This is a genomic window from Kaistia granuli DSM 23481, from assembly GCF_000380505.1.
GTDB lineage: Bacteria > Pseudomonadota > Alphaproteobacteria > Rhizobiales > Kaistiaceae > Kaistia > Kaistia granuli.
In genome coordinates this window covers 56,571-70,741 of the sequence record NZ_AQYH01000019.1, presented here as the reverse complement: position 1 = coordinate 70,741, position 14,171 = coordinate 56,571, and the positions used below count along the sequence as shown (strand labels likewise).

Annotated in this window: 17 protein-coding genes; 10 read left to right on the top strand and 7 right to left on the bottom strand. The window is 64.9% G+C overall.

Translation table 11 applies throughout. The features are described 5' to 3' along the window. The first annotated feature begins 27 nt into the window (after positions 1-27). From purL to G342_RS0120810, 4 genes are all read left to right on the top strand, one after another. Positions 28-2,241, top strand: a complete 2,214-nt coding sequence (gene purL, locus G342_RS0120825; protein WP_018185109.1) for a phosphoribosylformylglycinamidine synthase subunit PurL — start codon at positions 28-30, stop codon at positions 2,239-2,241. A gap of 41 nt (positions 2,242-2,282) precedes the next feature. After that, positions 2,283-2,516: a BolA family protein gene (locus G342_RS0120820; protein ID WP_018185108.1), complete on the top strand. Its 234-nt coding sequence runs from the start codon at positions 2,283-2,285 to the stop codon at positions 2,514-2,516. Between the two features lie 32 nt (positions 2,517-2,548). Further along, positions 2,549-2,884: a Grx4 family monothiol glutaredoxin gene (gene grxD / locus G342_RS0120815; protein ID WP_018185107.1), complete on the top strand. Its 336-nt coding sequence runs from the start codon at positions 2,549-2,551 to the stop codon at positions 2,882-2,884. A 273-nt stretch (positions 2,885-3,157) separates the two neighbouring features. Continuing rightward, positions 3,158-3,634: a BA14K family protein gene (locus G342_RS0120810; RefSeq protein ID WP_018185106.1), complete on the top strand. Its 477-nt coding sequence runs from the start codon at positions 3,158-3,160 to the stop codon at positions 3,632-3,634. A 49-nt stretch (positions 3,635-3,683) separates the two neighbouring features. Here G342_RS0120810 and ttcA read toward each other — a convergent pair whose 3' ends face one another. Then, positions 3,684-4,574 (bottom strand): tRNA 2-thiocytidine(32) synthetase TtcA, encoded by an 891-nt coding sequence (gene ttcA, locus G342_RS24870; protein WP_018185105.1) that lies wholly within the window; start codon positions 4,572-4,574, stop codon positions 3,684-3,686. Positions 4,575-4,713: 139 nt separating this feature from the next. Between ttcA and G342_RS0120800 the strand changes: the two genes are divergently transcribed. From G342_RS0120800 to G342_RS0120790, 3 genes are read left to right on the top strand one after another with little or no spacing between them, the layout of a single operon-like run. Continuing rightward, positions 4,714-5,076, top strand: a complete 363-nt coding sequence (locus G342_RS0120800; protein ID WP_018185104.1) for an ArsR/SmtB family transcription factor — start codon at positions 4,714-4,716, stop codon at positions 5,074-5,076. Continuing rightward, entirely contained in the window at positions 5,073-5,486 is a 414-nt protein-coding gene (locus G342_RS0120795) for a VOC family protein (RefSeq protein ID WP_018185103.1), read from the top strand. The genes G342_RS0120800 and G342_RS0120795 overlap by 4 nt, the downstream gene beginning before the upstream one ends. After that, positions 5,483-6,019, top strand: a complete 537-nt coding sequence (locus G342_RS0120790; RefSeq protein ID WP_018185102.1) for an SRPBCC family protein — start codon at positions 5,483-5,485, stop codon at positions 6,017-6,019. The genes G342_RS0120795 and G342_RS0120790 overlap by 4 nt, the downstream gene beginning before the upstream one ends. A gap of 7 nt (positions 6,020-6,026) precedes the next feature. On the opposite strand, the gene G342_RS0120785 is transcribed toward G342_RS0120790, so the two are convergent. The 4 genes from G342_RS0120785 to G342_RS0120770 all read right to left on the bottom strand — a co-directional run bounded on the left by G342_RS0120785 (position 6,027) and on the right by G342_RS0120770 (position 9,730). Continuing rightward, on the bottom strand, positions 6,027-6,920 hold the full coding sequence (locus tag G342_RS0120785; RefSeq protein ID WP_018185101.1) for a DMT family transporter: 894 nt from the start codon (positions 6,918-6,920) through the stop codon (positions 6,027-6,029). Positions 6,921-7,061: 141 nt separating this feature from the next. Then, a complete protein-coding gene (rpsD, locus tag G342_RS0120780) occupies positions 7,062-7,679 on the bottom strand; it encodes a 30S ribosomal protein S4 (protein WP_018185100.1) in 618 nt (205 codons plus the stop codon). A gap of 190 nt (positions 7,680-7,869) precedes the next feature. After that, positions 7,870-8,646 carry an SDR family NAD(P)-dependent oxidoreductase gene (locus tag G342_RS0120775; RefSeq protein WP_018185099.1) on the bottom strand — a complete coding sequence of 259 codons (777 nt, stop codon included), beginning with the start codon at positions 8,644-8,646 and terminating at the stop codon, positions 7,870-7,872. A 94-nt stretch (positions 8,647-8,740) separates the two neighbouring features. Then, the gene (locus G342_RS0120770; RefSeq protein WP_018185098.1) at positions 8,741-9,730 is read right to left on the bottom strand and encodes a Gfo/Idh/MocA family protein; all 990 of its coding nucleotides are present in this window, start codon (positions 9,728-9,730) and stop codon (positions 8,741-8,743) included. Between the two features lie 162 nt (positions 9,731-9,892). Between G342_RS0120770 and G342_RS0120765 the strand changes: the two genes are divergently transcribed. Then, positions 9,893-10,894, top strand: coding sequence for an LLM class flavin-dependent oxidoreductase (locus G342_RS0120765; RefSeq protein ID WP_018185097.1), 1,002 nt, complete (start codon positions 9,893-9,895; stop codon positions 10,892-10,894). A gap of 30 nt (positions 10,895-10,924) precedes the next feature. Here G342_RS0120765 and murI read toward each other — a convergent pair whose 3' ends face one another. Beyond that, entirely contained in the window at positions 10,925-11,722 is a 798-nt protein-coding gene (gene murI / locus G342_RS0120760; RefSeq protein WP_018185096.1) for a glutamate racemase, read from the bottom strand. Next, entirely contained in the window at positions 11,719-12,528 is an 810-nt protein-coding gene (locus G342_RS0120755) for an RNA methyltransferase (RefSeq protein WP_018185095.1), read from the bottom strand. Before G342_RS0120755 ends, murI begins: the two co-directional genes overlap by 4 nt. A 134-nt stretch (positions 12,529-12,662) precedes the next feature. Here G342_RS0120755 and G342_RS0120750 point away from each other — a divergent pair, with 134 nt between their 5' ends. Together G342_RS0120750 and G342_RS0120745 are read left to right on the top strand one after the other, a co-directional pair. Continuing rightward, positions 12,663-13,226 carry an HdeD family acid-resistance protein gene (locus G342_RS0120750; RefSeq protein ID WP_018185094.1) on the top strand — a complete coding sequence of 188 codons (564 nt, stop codon included), beginning with the start codon at positions 12,663-12,665 and terminating at the stop codon, positions 13,224-13,226. Beyond that, the gene (locus tag G342_RS0120745; protein WP_018185093.1) at positions 13,223-14,119 is read left to right on the top strand and encodes a glycosyltransferase family 2 protein; all 897 of its coding nucleotides are present in this window, start codon (positions 13,223-13,225) and stop codon (positions 14,117-14,119) included. The genes G342_RS0120750 and G342_RS0120745 overlap by 4 nt, the downstream gene beginning before the upstream one ends. Positions 14,120-14,171: the final 52 nt, after the last annotated feature.

The window sequence follows — 14,171 nt, the reverse complement described above, 5'->3', positions numbered from 1 at the left end:
CGTCGAAACATCCGCCCGAGGTTTTCCGTGCTCCAGAATGATACGCCGATCACGCCCGAACTCGTCGCCAGCCATGGCCTCAAGCCCGACGAGTATCAGCGCATCCTTGACCTGATCGGCCGCGTGCCGACATTGACCGAGCTCGGCATCTTCTCGGCGATGTGGAACGAGCACTGCTCGTACAAGTCCTCGAAGAAGTGGCTGCGCACGCTGCCGACCACCGGCCCGCGCGTCATCTGCGGCCCCGGCGAAAACGCCGGCGTGGTCGACATCGACGACGGCCAGGCGATCATCTTCAAGATGGAGAGCCACAACCACCCGTCCTTCATCGAGCCCTACCAGGGCGCGGCGACGGGTGTCGGCGGCATCCTGCGCGACGTCTTCACCATGGGCGCCCGCCCGGTCGCGGCGATGAACGCGCTGCGCTTCGGTTCGCCCGACCATCCCAAGACCCGCCATCTCGTCTCCGGCGTGGTCTCCGGCGTCGGCGGCTACGGCAATTCCTTCGGCGTGCCGACGGTCGGCGGCGAGGTGAACTTCCACGAGCGCTACAACGGCAACATCCTCGTCAATGCGTTTGCCGCCGGCCTCGCCGATGCGGACAAGATCTTCTATTCGAAGGCCGAAGGCGTCGGCCTGCCCGTCGTCTATCTCGGCTCGAAGACCGGCCGTGACGGCGTCGGCGGGGCCACCATGGCGTCGGCCGAATTCGACGAATCGATCGAAGAGAAGCGCCCGACCGTGCAGGTCGGCGACCCCTTCGGCGAGAAGCTGCTGCTGGAAGCCTGCCTCGAGCTGATGAAGACCGGCGCCGTCATCGCGATCCAGGACATGGGCGCCGCCGGCCTCACCTGCTCGGCCGTCGAGATGGGCGCCAAGGGCGACCTCGGCATCGAGTTGGACCTCGACAAGGTGCCCTGCCGCGAAGCCAACATGACGGCCTACGAGATGATGCTCTCGGAGAGCCAGGAGCGCATGCTGATGGTGCTGCGCCCCGAGCAGGAGAAGGAAGCCGAGGCGATCTTCCACAAATGGGGCCTCGACTTCGCCATCGTCGGCTGGACCACGGACGACCTGCGCTTCCGCATCCTGCACAAGGGCGAAGTCGTCGCCGACCTGCCGATCAAGGATCTGGGCGACCAGGCGCCGGAATATGACCGTCCGTTCGTGCGCCGGCCCGTGCCGGCCGTTCTGAAGGCCGAGGACGTCGCCGAGCCCAATAGCTATGCCGAGGCTCTGCTCAAGCTGGTTTCCTCGCCCGACATGGCCTCGCGCCGCTGGGTCTGGGAGCAGTATGACCATCTGATCCAGGGCAATACGGCGCAGAAGCCCGGCGGCGACGCCGCCGTGATCCGCGTCGAGGGCCACGACAAGAAGGGCCTCGCCTTCACGCTCGACGTCTCGCCGCGCTACTGCGAGGCGGATCCGTTCGAGGGCGGCAAGCAGGCGATCGCCGAATGCTGGCGCAACCTGACCGCGGTCGGCGCCGAGCCGCTGGCTGCGACCGACAATCTCAATTTCGGCAATCCGGAAAAGCCCGAGATCATGGGCCAGCTTGTCGGCGCCATCGAAGGCATCGGCGCCGCCTGCCGCGCGCTCGACTTCCCGATCGTCTCCGGCAACGTCTCGCTCTACAACGAGACCAACGGCGTCGGCATCCTGCCGACCCCGGCCATTGGCGGTGTCGGCCTGCTGCCCGACATCGACGTGATGGCGACCGTTGCCTTCAAGAACGAAGGCGACGTCATCGTCCAGATCGGCCGCGACGGTCACCATCTCGGCCAGTCGATCTATCTGCGCGAGATCCTCGGCCGCGAGGAAGGCACGCCGCCGCCGGTCGACCTGGCCGAGGAGCGCCGCGTCGGCGATTTTGTCCGCGGCATCATCCGCAACCGTCTCGTCACCGCCTGCCACGACATCTCCGATGGCGGTCTCCTCACCGCGCTGGCCGAAATGGCGATGGCGCGCGGACTGGGCGCCTCGGTCACCGTGCCGCAGAGCGCCGCCACTCCGCACGGCTTCCTGTTCGGCGAGGATCAGGCGCGCTACGTCGTCACCGTGTCACCTGCCCTGCTCGACGCCGTCACGGCGGCGGCGGCCGAAGCGGGCGTCGAGGCCAAGGTCCTCGGCACGGTCGGTGGTGAAGTGTTGGATGTGGCGCGGGTCGCCACCATATCTGTTGCAAAGCTGAAGCAGGGCCACGAGAATTGGTTCCCTGAATTCATGGCCGTCAGCGACTGATTTGCCGACGGGTCTGGGTTTCTGGCTGAGGGGTACATTCTATGGCGATGGACGCACGCGACATTGAGGCTCTGATCAAGGAGGCTCTTCCGGACGCAACGGTCACCATCCGCGATCTCGCGGGCGACGGGGACCATTATGCTGCCGAAGTTGTGTCGGAGTCTTTTCGCGGCAAGAACCGCGTGCAGCAGCACCAGATGATCTACGCTGCGCTCAAGGGAAACATGGGCGGAACCCTCCACGCTCTCGCCCTGCAGACGAGCGCGCCCGACTGAGATCGGCCTGGGCCGAGAAAAGGAAGTTTGAGATGAGCGATATTCAGGCCTTCATTCAGAACGAGGTCAGTTCGAACGACGTGGTGCTCTTCCTGAAGGGCACGCCGGCTTTCCCCCAGTGCGGGTTCTCCGGCCAGGTCGTGCAGATCCTCGATTTCCTCGGTGTCGAATACAAGGGCATCAACGTGCTCGCCGACGCCGATATTCGTCAGGGCATCAAGGATTTCTCCAACTGGCCGACGATTCCGCAGCTCTACGTCAAGGGTGAGTTCGTCGGCGGCTGCGACATCGTCCGCGAGATGTTCCAGTCGAACGAGCTGCAGCCCTATCTGACGGAAAAGGGCATCACGGTCGCTCAGTCGGCCTGATCGCGAGCCTACTCCGATCCAAGCGAGCGCGAACCCGTTTCGCGCTCGCTTTTTTTGCGCGTGCACGAGCCCCCGAGCCATCCCCTCGCCTTTTCTTTGAAGGATCGCTGGTAGCCTTCAGTGGAACGCTAGCGCGGGGAGATTTCAGCGCTGCCCGGAACCAACTCGCTTCCGTATCGTTACGTATCCATCAGAGCGAAATTGTCGATCGATTTGACCTTTGGCGTTGCCGAAGGCGGCATAAATCATCGCTCTTCGCAAAGGAGTAGAACGATGTTGACGCAGTTCAAGAATCTTCTGAAGGCTGGCCTCGCCGTTGCTGTCGTCGCGACATCCTTCGTCACGTTTGGAGCCCCGGCCCAGGCGGCTGAATCCGGTGTTCGCAGCGATGGTTCTTATCAGGTCGCGGACAACTGGAACGGGCGCCGTGGCAACTGGAACGGCAATCGCAACTGGCGTGGCGGCAATGACTGGCGCTGGCGCCACGGCAATCGCTGGCACAATCGCGGCGGCTATTACTACAACGACAACAATAATTGGGGCGGCGCGGCCGCTGCCGGCATTATTGGCCTCGCCGCGGGCGCCATGATCGCCAATTCGGCGAACCAGCAACGCTATTACGACGCCCCGGCCTATTACGGCGGCGACGACTACGTCGCGTATTGCTCGAACCGCTACCGCACGTTCAATCCGCGCACCGGCACCTTCACCGGCAATGACGGATTGCAGCATCGCTGCGTGATGCGATAGCCGACCCGGTTCGGAACCGGAGGTGGCCCGCGCAAGCGGGCCGCTTTTTCTATGGCTGGTCCGCGGCCGGTTCGGCGCGCTTGCCGACCAGGCTCTCGAAATCGAACAGGGTTCGATCCAGCAGGTGCGACGGGTTGGTTTTGCCGAGCGCCCTGAGCATCGTCTCCTTGCGTCCGGGCGTCTTCATCTCCCAGTCGGCCAGCATCTGCTTGATGACATTGCGTTGCAGGCCCTCCTGCGAGCCGCAGAGGTCGCAGGGAATGATCGGGAACTGCAGCGCCGTCGAGAAACGGGCGATGTCGTCCTCCGCCGCATAGGCGAGCGGCCGCAGCACCAGTGTCTCGCCATCCTCGTTCAGGAGCTTCGGCGGCATGGTGGCGAGCTTGCCGCCATGGAAAAGGTTGAGGAAGAAGGTCTCGAGGATGTCCTCGCGGTGATGGCCGAGCACGACCGCCTGGCACCCCTCCTCACGCGCGACGCGATAGAGATGGCCGCGACGAAGCCGCGAGCACAGCGCGCAATAGGTCTTGCCGGCCGGGATCTTCGAAGTGACGATCGAATAGGTATCCTGCCGCTCGATCCTGTGCGGCACGCCGAGCTCGGTCAGGTAGCGCGGCAGGATATCGGCCGGGAAGCCCGGCTGGGCCTGGTCGAGATTGCAGGCGAGCAGGTCGACCGGCAGCACGCCACGCCATTTCAGATCGAGCAGCAGCGCCAGCAGCGTATAGGAATCCTTGCCGCCCGACAGACACACGAGCCAGCGGTCGCCCGGCCGCACCATGGCGAAATCGTCGAGCGCCTGCCGGACCTGACGGATCAGCCGCTTGCGCAGCTTGCCGAACTCGACCGTGTCCGGTCCCTTGCGGAACATCGGATGGCAGGCGTCGTCGGCCAGATCTGCATCCGCCAGTTCGGCGTCGCGCTCGATCACATCGGACATCGGAAACTCCTTGAATTCGGCTCCCTTGTGCCCGGATGCGCGAACGGGCGCAACGAGGAATGACGGCTCGATGCCATCGGCGGGCGGCAACGTTGAACCGGATGGTTGACCACCCCGTTCGCGGGCGCTATTAAACCATATGGTTTACCAAGAACCCGCCCAGCTCGATCGCCTGTTCCACGCCCTGTCCGACCCGACCCGGCGCGCCATGCTCAAGGCGCTGACCGAGGACGAACAGAAGATCGGCGACCTCGCCCGGCCGTTCGCCATGTCGTTCGCCGCTGCCTCGAAGCATGTCCGCGTGCTCGAAAGCGCCGGCCTTGTCCGCCGCCGCATCGAAGGCCGGGCCCATGTCTGCCGCATCGAGTCGGAGCCGCTCGCCGCGATCGAGGAATGGCTCGCTTTCTACGCGCGGTTCTGGAGCCGCCGCCTCGATACCCTCGAGGCGCTGCTGCAAGCGGCGCCGGATCCGACCCTGCCCGCAACGGAGGAGAAGTCATGACGCTGCACATCGCTCTGACCAGTGTATTGGTCGACGACCAGGCCAAGGCCCTCGCCTTCTACACCGACGCCCTCGGTTTCCGGCTCAAGCACGACTTTCCGATCGGCGGCGCCCGCTGGCTGACAGTGGTTTCATCGGCCAAGCCGGAGGGAACCGAGCTCCTGCTGGAGCCGATGGGCTTCGAACCGGCGCGCGTCTACCAGAAGGCGCTGTTCTCGATGGGCATCCCGGCTGCCGCGTTCGCCGTGGACGACATCAACGCGGAGCATGCCAAGCTGACGGCCAACGGCGTTCGCTTCCGCTCCGAGCCCTTCCGACCGGCGTCGGGCCCCGCCATCGCCCTCTTCGAGGATGGCTGCGGCAACCTCATACAGATCTTCGAGGCCCCGCAGGAGAAACAGCCATCATGAGCGATTACGGCACGGTCATCGCCCCTGGCACAATCCGCTTCGAGCGCCTGCTGCCGGGCCCGATCGAGCGGGTGTGGAGCTTCCTGGTCGATTCCGACAAGCGCGGCCGGTGGCTGGCAAGCGGCGCGATGGAGCCCCGCGCCGGTGCCCGCTTCGACCTGACCTTCCATCACGCCTCCCTGTCGCCCAACGTCGTGCCGACGCCGGAGCGCTTCAGGGCCATGGAGAACGGCGCCACCAGCCGGCACACGGTGCTGCGCGCGGAGCCGCCGCGCCTGCTCTCCTTCACCTGGAGCGCCGAGGCGGAGGCGCCGTCCGAGGTGACGTTCGAACTGGAGCCGGAAGGCGACAAGGTGCGGCTGACGCTGACCCACCGCCGCCTGCCGCAAGGCGAAATGGCCAATACCGCCGGCGGCTGGCACACCCACCTCGCCATTCTGTCGGACAAGCTGGCAGGGCGGACGCCGCCCTCGTTCTGGAGCCTGTTCGAGGGGATCGAGGCGGAATATGGCCGCCGCCTCGCCGCGTCCTGAGACCGAACTATCGGCGGCGGGTCAGATTGACGATCAGCACGCCGCCGATCGCCAGCGCGCCGCCCAGCAGGCTGAGCAGCGCGGGGATCTCGCCGAGCCAGAGATAGCCGATCAGCGTCGCCGTCGGCGCGATGCAATAGAGGAAGTTGGACGCCATCGAAGCCGGGAAGCGCTTCAGCGCGATCGCCCAGGTCAAGTAGCCGATGATGGTCGGCAGGATGGCGAGATAGACGATCGACCACAGCACGGTGGCGGGAGCGATCCGCAGCGCCGCGATCGTTTCGGGAATCGCCGGGGTTAACGGAAGGCTACCAAGCAGCAGTACCCAGGCGGTCACCACCAGCGGCGGCATGCGGCCGAGCAACGGCTTCTGCAGGATGGTCGAGATCGAGGTGCAGAACGCGGCGCCGAGAATCAGCAGCGCGCCGACATTGAGCCCGAGCCCGTCGCCGCTGCCATAGGCGATCAGCCCGACGCCGAGGAACGAAACCAGCGTGCCGAGCCAACCATAGAGGCCGAAGCGCTCGCCGAGCATCGGCATGGCGATCAGCGCGACGAGGATCGGGTTGACCTGGATGATGAAGGAAGCGGGCCCGGCGGCGATCGTCTGCTCGCCGGTATTGAGCAGCACCGCATAGGCCGAGATGAACAGCACGCCGATGACGACAAGCCGGACAAAATCGCGCCGGGACGGCAGCGGCGGCCGGACAATGGCGAGGTAGAGCCCGGCGGGAACCGCGGCGGTGAGATAACGCGCGGCGGCGAGTTCGACCGGCGTCAGCGCCGTCAGGCCGACGCGGATGGCCGCGAAGGCCGACGCCCAGCCGATGATCGTCGTGGCAATCGCGGCCAGTCCGACGACGTCGGTGGCCCGTCCCGTCCTGCTCGCAACCTCGGCCATGCCATCCCCCGTGCTCGATCGGCATCCTTGATACGCCGGAGCTCGGTGGTTTCGAAGAGCGTAAATGCCGGGCGATCGCTCCAAGAAAAGAAAAGGCCGCCCGAAGGCGGCCTTTTCCAGAATTCGAACGACGCTGACGGATCAGCGCGAATAGAATTCGACGACCAGGTTCGGTTCCATGTGAACCGGATACGGCACGTCGGCCAGAGCCGGCACGCGCGAGAACTTGGCGGTCATCTTGTGATGATCGACTTCGATGTAGTCCGGCACATCGCGCTCTGCGAGCTGGGTCGCCTCGAGGACGATCGTCAGCTGACGCGAAGCTTCCTTGACCTCGATCACATCGCCGACCTTCGCCTGGAAGGACGGAATGTTGACGCGGCGGCCATTGACCTTGATGTGGCCGTGAGAAATGAACTGGCGCGCGGCGAAAACGGTCGGAACGAACTTGGCGCGATAAACGATCGCGTCCAGACGGGTCTCGAGGAGACCGATCAGGTTCTCCGACGAATCGCCCTTGCGACGGGTCGCATCGGCATAGATCTTCCGGAACTGCTTCTCGGAGATGTTGCCGTAGTAGCCCTTGAGCTTCTGCTTGGCGCGGAGCTGGGTACCGTAGTCGGAAACCTTGCCCTTACGACGCTGGCCATGCTGGCCGGGGCCGTATTCGCGCTTGTTGACCGGGGACTTGGGACGACCCCAGAGGTTTTCACCAAGACGACGGTCAATCTTGTGTTTGGACGAAGCACGCTTCGACATCGCATATCCCTTGGATACGAGTTACAGGGACACGTGCCCTCCTCTGCCGGTTCTAAGGCCGGCCGACAGGAAACGAAGAACGTTTCCGCGGGTGCGTGAAATACCGCGCCGGCCCGAATGGACCCGCTCGATGGGCCGGGATGTAGAGGAGAAGCCCGGGCGAGTCAAATGCCGGAGCCGGTTCACCGCCTCAAGCAAGCGACATCAACAACCCGCCCTCGACCCGCAGCGCCGCCCCATTGGTGGCGGCACCCAGCGGGCTCGCGACATAGGCGACCAGCGCCGCGATCTCCTTCGGATCGATCATCCGCTGCAGGAGCGACGACGAACGATAGAGCCGGAAGAATTCCTTTTCCAGTTCGGTCTCGCTGCCGGTGTTATCCGGGAACACCGAACGCAGGAAATCGCCGATACCGGCCGAGCGAGTCGGTCCCGGCATGACCGAATTAACCGTCACCGCCGTGCCCTTGGTCAGCTCGGCGAGACCGCGCGCCACCGAGAGCTGCGCCGTCTTGGTCATGCCGTAGTGAATCATGTCGGGCGGCACCTGCAGCGAGGATTCGCTGGAGATGAAGATGATGCGCCCCCAGTTGCGCTCCAGCATGGCCGGGAAATAGTGGCGCGCCAGCCGGATGCCGCTCAGCACGTTGACGTCGAAGTAATGCAGCCAGTCGGCGTCTGTGATCTCGACGAACGGCTTCACTTCATAGATGCCGAGATTGTTGACGAGAATATCGACAGCCGGCTGCTCGCGCAGGAGGATCGCGGCGCCCTCGGCCGTCGCCGGATCGGCGACGATGCCGCGCGCCGCGCCGATCTCGCGCACCACCGCCGCGACCTTTTCCGCCGATCGTCCCGTGACGGTGACAGCGGCGCCCTCTTCCGCCAGCGTCCTGGCGATCGCCAGTCCGATACCGCCGGTCGAACCGGTCACCAGCGCCGTCTTGTCCGCGAGCTTGAAGTCCATTCTGATCTCCTGATCCGGCCACAGGCGCCCGACAGCGGGCCCGAATGACGTTGCGGCAGACTAGGAGACTTTTACGCCTCGAGCACGCCCGCATTCAGGGCCGGCGGATATCCGCCTCCCAATCGGTCAGCATTTCCATGATCTCGATCGAATCGGCTGGACGCGGCGAGGGGCGCTTGGCTTGCCCGAGGCCAGCGGCCAGGCTGCGCTCGACCATGCGGACCTGGTGCAGGAAGGCATCCGCGTCGCTTTCGACGACGATCTCTTCGCGGGTGCCGTCAAAGCCGGTGAACAGCAGCCGGCTGGCGCCCGCCTCAGGCAGCCAGGGATTGTCGAGAAAGCGCAGGCTTCCCTTGTCGCCGACGACAGTGAAGTCCGGAAGCATGCCATAGGTCTCGGCGGCCTGGACGGTCGCGAGGATGCCGCAGCCGAAGCGCACGGCGAGCGCCGCTTCGCTGACATTGCCGTCATGCGGCGAGATCGTGCCGGTACCGGTCTGGCTGCGATCGCGAAACGCCCCTTCGCCCGCCACCGTCTGCACCGCGAGCTGCAGTAGCGACACTGGATAGCAGCCGAGATTGTACAGCGTGCCGCGCCCTTCGGGATTGACCACCTGCCAGATATCGGCGGCGTAACTCGCATGGATCGACTTCACCGTGCCAAGACGACGGTCGCGCAAGATCTCGACGAAACGGGCAATCAGCGGATGGGCTAGATACATCAGACCCTCGACGAAGAAGACGTCGCTGGCGGCCACCGCCTCGACCAGCGCCTGGCTCTTCGCCATGTCGACGGAAAGCGACTTCTCGCTAAGGATCGCCTTGCCAGCAGCCGCCGCCTCGCCAACGAAGCGGTGGTGCAGATGGTTCGGCAGGCCGACATAGACGACGTCGACGGCCGGATCGGCAAACAGATCCGCATGATCGGCATAGGCGCGATCGCCCTCGAAGCGGGCACGAAATGCCTCCGTGCGGCCGATATCTCGCCCGGCGACGGCGGCGATGCGCGAGCCGGGGCTCTTGACGATGGCCGCCGCGACCGTGTCGGAGATGAACCCCGTCCCCAGAATGCCCCAACCGATCATTGCGCGCTCCCTGTCATGGCTTTCGTGCTTCTAGCCTCGCGACGAGCCCGAGAACAGCGACCTCCATACTGTATCACTCCATACAAAAATCGGTGCCACGATCTTTCCGAGCGACGGCCGGCTTCCCACATAGTCGAGACCCTTCCCCCACCGGATCGTTTCATGCCCCAGAACCCCGCCATCCCGCTCTCCGTTCTCGACCTCGCCCCGGTTCGCCAGAACGGCACCGTCGCCGGCGCCCTCGCCAATTCGCTCGACCTCGCCCGCCATGTCGAGAAGCTCGGCTACAACCGCTTCTGGGTCGCCGAGCATCACAACATGCCGGGAATCGCCAGTTCGGCGACATCGGTTCTGATCGGCTACCTGGCCGGTGGGACTTCGACCATCCGGGTCGGGTCCGGCGGCGTCATGCTGCCGAACCACGCACCTTTGGTGATCGCCGAGCAGTTCGGCACGCTGGAGGCGCTTTATCCGGGACGGATCGATCTCGGCCTCGGTCGCGCGCCGGGCACCGACCCGATGACGATGCGGGCCCTGCGACGCGAGCTCGTCGATGACGACAACGCCTTTCCGCAGAATGTGCAGGAACTCCTCGCCCTGCTGGCGCCGGCCGTCGAAGGACAGAAGCTGCGCGCGGTTCCGGGTGCGGGCTCCAACGTGCCGGTATGGCTGCTCGGCTCATCAACCTTCAGTGCGCAGCTCGCGGGCCTGCTCGGCCTGCCCTTTTCCTTCGCCAGCCATTTCGCGCCGCTGCGCCTGATGGATGCGCTCGAAACCTACCGACACTTCTTCAAGCCGTCCGCCTATCTGGAAAAGCCCTATGTGATGGTCGGGCTGCCCGTCCTTGCCGCGGAAACCGACGAGGAGGCACAGTTCCAGGCGACGACGCAGTACCAGCGCCTGGTCAATCTCGTGCGCGGCCAGCCGACCGTGCTTATGCCGCCGGTCGACAGCATGGAAGGACTCTGGGAGCCAAGGGAAGAGGCCTATGTCCGCTCGCATCTCGGCGTCGCCATCATCGGCGGCCCGGATACGGTGCGTACGAAGCTCGCGGCCTTCATCGAGCAGACTGGCGCCGACGAGTTGATCGTGACGACGGACTTTTATGACCCGGCCGATCGCAAGCGCTCATTCGAGATCCTGATGGACGCGCACCGGGACTGAACTCCCACGGCCGGCTGGGCTTGGCGGCGCTTAGTCCAGCCGCGCCGCTTCGAGCCCGAAACGGCCGAGCAGCTCGACCTGCGCCGGCGCCCAGGGCTTGCCGGAGGTCAGGAATGCCTGACCAGACGAGGCTATGGTTCCGGCCGGCTCCGATACGAGGGACAGAACCGAGAGTACGCGGCGGGCGATAGCCTCGGCCGGATCCACCCAGGCGACTGGCCATGGCGCCACCGCCTCCAGCCGCTCGATCAGGAAGGGATAATGCGTGCAGGCGAGCACGATCGTATCTGTCCGCTTACCATCCACCTCGATGAAGGCGGGTTCGATTTCGGTCCGGATCGCCGCGTCTTCGACCCGCTCGCCGCGCATCACCGCTTCGGCGAGCGGCGCCAGCTCGGACGAGCCGACCAGGCGGACGTGACAATCCCTAGCGAAACTCTTGATCAGTTCGCGCGTGTAGTCGCGCTTCATCGTGCCGGGTGTCGCCAGCACGCCGACGACACGGCTCGCTGAGCGTTCCGCCGCCGGCTTGATCGCCGGGACCGTGCCGATGAACGGAAGGGCGTGGCGGGCGCGAAGCGGCGGCAGGACGAGGGTCGACGCCGTATTGCAGGCAATCACCACCGCGTCGGGCTGGAAGCGTTCGATCAACCGGCCCATCAGGGCGACGATGTGATCGGAGAGCGGTTCGGCCTCCCAGTCGCCATAGGGAAAGGCGGCATCGTCGGCGACATAGGCGATTTCCGCCGACGGCAATTGACGCCGGATCTCGCGCAGCACCGACAGGCCGCCAATGCCCGAATCGAAGACCAGCAGGCTTGCGCTCAATCCTCTGCCTCGCGGCTGGTCGTCTCGGTACCGTCGGCGCGCTTCCGCGGACGGGTCGGGCGGTTCTCCAGCGCCGCGATGACCCCACGCAGCGTTCGGATATCGGCTTCGGTGAACTGCGCCCGCTGCAGCATGGCGCGCAGGGTCTGCACGACGACGGGGCGCTTCTCGACCGGCCGGAAGAAGGTGACGCCGTCGAGCGCGCCCTCGAGATGCTCGAACAGGCCGAGCAGTTCCTGCTTGGTCGCCGGGCGGCTGTCGTTCGGCGTCGCGAAGCGGAGGCCCGCCTCCTCCGTCTCGAGCCCGCTGCGCCGCCATTCATAGGCGACGATCAGCACGGCCTGGGCGATATTGAGGGACGCGAATTGCGGGTCGATCGGCAAGGTGACGATCTCGTCGGCGAGCGAGATTTCCTCGTTGGTGAGGCCGATCCGCTCGCGCCCGAACAGCACGCCTGTCTTCACGCCCGCCGTCATGTGGCCGCGCATAATGCCGGCGGCGGAGGCAGGACCGCGCACCGGCTTTGCCAGTTCGCGCGAGCGTGCCGTCGTCGCCACCAGATAGCCGAGATCGGCCACCGCCTCCTCGACGCTGCCGAACAGACGAATGCGGTCGAAGACGTGATCGGCCCGGCTGGCGGCGCGGCGGGCGCTTTCACTCGGCCAGCCGTCGCGCGGATTGACGATGCGGAGGTCGCGCAGGCCGAAATTCGCCATGGCGCGGGCGGCCGTGCCGATGTTTTCGCCCAGCTGGGGCTCAACGAGAATGACGGCGGGACCGTCGACAAGAAGTTCAGAAGAAGACATGTCGTCCGTGCAGCGGAGAGAGAAAGGCATGTCCTAGCTGATTGATGGCGGTCACGCTATATTTGCGACGCTGGTTGCACGATTCTCGCGAGTCGCAATCATGGCAACAGGATGGTCCAAGGGGAGGACAAGAGATGCCCGCAGATCTGGCAGCCAATAAGAGCTTTTCCACGGCCGTGCGGGAGAAATGGGGTTGGTTCCTCTTTCTCGGCATCGTCTTTCTGATTGGCGGTATCTGCGCCATCGCCATGCCGCTGGTCTCCAGCGTCACGGTCACCGTGTTCCTGGCCGTCGTGCTGGCGATCGCCGGCATCTTCCAGATCTTCCAGGCCTTCAGCATCCAGGGTTGGGGCGGCTTCCTCTGGCAGCTGATCGTCGGCCTCGTCATGCTGATTGGCGGCATCGCGATCTATATGTCGCCCGTCTTCGGCAGCTTCGCGCTGACGCTGGTGATTGCCTCCGTGTTCCTCGCCAAGGGCATCTTCCAGATCGCCCTCTCCTTCCGCATCAAGCCGCTCGACGGCTGGGGCTGGATCCTGGCAGCGGGCATCATCGCCTTCCTCGCCGGCTTCTTCATCCTCGCGCAGTATCCGACCTCGGGCCTCTGGGTCCCCGGCACGCTGGCTGGCATCTCGCTGATCTTCACGGGCTGGAGCTACATCGCCCTCGCACTGGCCGCGAAGCGCACGCTTGCATGAACGAGGCCGAGTGGCGTTCGCGCTACGGGGTGAGCGGCGGCACGAAGCTGCCGCTCGTCTCGATCATCCTGATCAACTGGAACTACGTCTCCTATCTGCAGACCGCCCTCGATTCGGCGGCAGCGCAAGATTATCCAGCGCTGGAAATCATCACGCTCGACAATGCTTCGGACGATGGCAGCGCTGATCTGATGGAAGCTTTCAGCGCGAGCCATCCCGAGGTCCGCTTCATCAGTCTGCCCGACAATCTGGGCCAGCTTGGCGCGGCGCATCACGTCTTCACCCAGCATCAAGTCGCTGGAGACTTCATTTGCATTCTCGATGCCGATGATGTGCTTTTTCCGAATTTCGTCAGCCATCACGTTCGCGCCCATCTGGCGCTCGGCGGCGAACTCGGCGTATCGAGCAGCGAAGCCATCCAGATTGGCACCGACGGCGCCGTCATTGCATCCGGCATCCCGCATATTCGCCTCACCATGACCGAGTCCTGGCCGAGAATCCCGATCGCGAAGGAAACAGCCGACGAACCGCCCACGACGGCCATCCGAGTGCCGGCCGACGTCGAGGGCTGGATCTGGAGCCCCGGCACATCCAACGTGATCCGACGCAAGACAATTGACGCTTTCATCGCTGCCATGCCGCGGAACATATTGCCCGCCTACTGTTTCGACACCGTAGCGCTGCCCTTCGCCCATGAAGATGCAGGCAGCCTCCTCATCGAGGTGCCGCTCTCGGCTTACAGAACCCATGGCAGCAATGCGAGTTCATCCATGCCGCGGCTGCAGCACTTCAACCCCCATCGGCCCACATCATCCGCGGGCTCCGAGATCCAGCATGCATGGTTCCAGTCCGGCCAACGGAGTATGCCTGGCCGGGCCAAAGTCCGAGTGTAGCGCCGGAAATCCGGCGAGCGTTCATTCGCCCTAGATTGCGCCGTTTTCCTAC